Annotated in this window: 2 protein-coding genes; both read left to right on the top strand. The window is 40.8% G+C overall.

All coding sequences use genetic code 11. The features are described from left to right. Positions 1 to 295, top strand: a 295-nt coding sequence (locus tag R7Q48_RS25500) for a porin (protein WP_318132939.1), incomplete at its 5' end; no start/stop codon positions are given. A gap of 259 nt (positions 296 to 554) precedes the next feature. Then, positions 555 to 916, top strand: a 362-nt coding sequence (locus R7Q48_RS25505; protein WP_276465446.1) for a DUF2057 family protein, incomplete at its 3' end; no start/stop codon positions are given.

Here is a 916-nt window from a genome sequence, read left to right on the forward strand (position 1 = left end):
GGACAACTTCTCTGCTGCAGTAAACTACGTTGCTGAAGAGCTAAACAAAGCGGATCAAGATACTTGGTCTGCAGTAGCTGCTTACAAAATGAACGAAGCTCGCGTTTACACTTCATTCGGTTTCACTGAGTACGAAGGCGACCACGACCAGTCTTACTACACGTTTGGTGCTGACTACGCTGTAACTGGTAACGTTCTAACGTTCATTGAATACACTTCAAGCGAAAACGACGAGAAAAACGTTTCTAAGAAAGAAGCTGACCTAGTTGTTGCTGGTGTTTACTACACGTTCTAATAACAGAACTTAAGTAGATATAGTAAAGGTCGCATTTATTGCGGCCTTTTTTATATTAAAGCGTCTAGACCACTCAGTAACTATTAAACATAGGTCAAGCGGGTATAGGGTTTCGAGGCAAGAGTGCGCTTACCAATTATCTACAGCGAGTTGTGGTGAAATGATTGGCTTTTCATTAATGATTTCCTCAAACTGTGATTAGTGGTAAGCGAGATTTAACTTTTTGATGTAATTAATCGATTTTTAAGGTTATTCGGATATGAGACTAAAAACTTGGATTGTGGCGTTTTTTCTTGGTCTGTTTGGTACAACAGCGAACGCAGACACAACACATAAAACTGATGTATCAGTAACTTTAAGTACCGCACAAGGTGTTCAAGTTCTGTTTGTAAATGGCGTTAGTACGGATGAATTGAGTACTCCGTATACTCTCATCGATGGCTCAAACCAAGTGGTTATTAAGGTAAACAAAGCTATCGGGCGTGGTGACAAGCGCACTCAAGTTTACTCAGCTCCGTATATTATTGGCTTTAATACAGGGGCGGGCGAGCTTTACATTGATGCGCCATCTTTTAGAGATAAGCGTCAGGCAGACAAGCTGTTTGAACAAGATACAATGGA

The organism is Vibrio sp. 378 (assembly GCF_033339435.1).